Raw genomic sequence first — 1,511 nt, forward strand, 5'->3', positions numbered from 1 at the left:
TCCTAATGAGTTCTGGGGAGCGGGCTATCCGGCAAGCTCCTGGTGGGTAGGTAGCCGCTGGCGGATGAGCACTTATGCCTCCTGGGCGTTGAGCCCTGAGCAAAGATCGTGCCGCTGCTGGTCGGTGTGGAGAGTTGATCGCTGATGGGATGTTGTGCCCGCTCGGTTGCGGCGTGAGCACTGCTTCATTAGGTCGCTGATGGTTCTCCTCCTGGCTACCGGTGGTGATCGGCTCGAGAGGTGGGAGACGCGTTGCTGTTCGTGGGAGATGACTGGGCGGAGGACCATCATGACGTTGAGGTGATGGACGTGTCCGGTCGCCGGCTGGGTAAGGCTCGGCTGCCCGAGGGCATGGCGGGGATGGCCAGGTTGCATGCGATGATCGGTCAGGCGCTCGGCGATGACGTGGACGCCGAGGACGCGGCTACCCGGGTGAAGATCGGCATTGAGACCGATCGGGGTCCGTGGGTGCAGGCGCTGGTCGCTGCTGGATACACGGTGTATCCGGTGAATCCGTTGCAGGCGGCTCGCTACCGGGAACGCCTCGCGGTCTCGGGCGCCAAGAGCGACGGGGCGGACGCGCACATGCTGGCCGACATGGTGCGGACCGACTCGCACCAGCTGCGCCCGATCGCCGGGGACAGCGCGCAGGCCGAGGCGGTCAAGGTCGTGACCCGGATGCACAAGACGTTGATCTGGGAACGCGCCCGCGCCGGGCAGCGGTTGCGGCATGCGCTGCGGGACTACTTCCCGGCCGCGCTGGATGCGTTCGAGGATCTGGACGCCGGCGACACCTTGGAGCTGCTGGCGAAGGCACCCGACCCGGCGAGCGCTGCCCGGTTGAGCATCAGCCAGATCAGCGCGGCCCTCAAACGCGCTCGCCGCCGCGACATTGCGGCCAAGGCCGCGATGATCCAGACGGTGTTACGCACCGAGCAGCTCGGCCAGCCGACCGTGGTCACTGCTGCGTACGCCGCGACGGTGCGGGCGTTGGTCGCGGTGCTGGTCACCCTCAACGAGCAGGTCAAAGCTTTGCAGGGGCAGGTGGGGGCCCATTTTGGTCGGCACCCGGACGCTGAGGTCATCCTGTCCCAGCCGGGACTGGGTGTCGTGCTCGGCGCCCGGGTTCTCGGCGAGTTCGGTGACGACCACGACCGCTACGCCTCGGCGAAGGCTCGGAAGAACTACGCCGCGACCAGTCCGATCACCCGCGCGTCCGGGAAGAAGAGGACCGTCATGGCCCGGTTCGTGCACAACGACCGGCTCGTCGACGCCCTGATGACCCAGGCGTTCACATCGCTGCGCAACTCGCCAGGCGCCCGCGCCTACTACGACCGGCAACGCGCCCGCGGCGTCGGCCACCACGCCGCCCTGCGGCAGCTCGCTAACCGGCTCGTCGGCATTCTGCACGGATGCCTCAAAACCGGCACCTCCTACAACGAGACCACCGCCTGGTCCCACCACCTCAACGAAGCTGCCGCTTGACAACCAAGCACCTGGGATGTCTTTGC

Annotated in this window: 1 protein-coding gene; it reads left to right on the top strand. The window is 67.2% G+C overall.

The genetic code is table 11. From position 1 onward, the window contains the following. Positions 1–252: 252 nt before the first annotated feature. A complete protein-coding gene (locus AB0B57_RS36790) occupies positions 253–1,485 on the top strand; it encodes an IS110 family transposase (RefSeq protein WP_357081094.1) in 1,233 nt (410 codons plus the stop codon). Positions 1,486–1,511: the final 26 nt, after the last annotated feature.

The organism is Micromonospora sp. NPDC049101 (assembly GCF_040648675.1).
In the GTDB taxonomy this organism is placed as follows: domain Bacteria; phylum Actinomycetota; class Actinomycetes; order Mycobacteriales; family Micromonosporaceae; genus Micromonospora.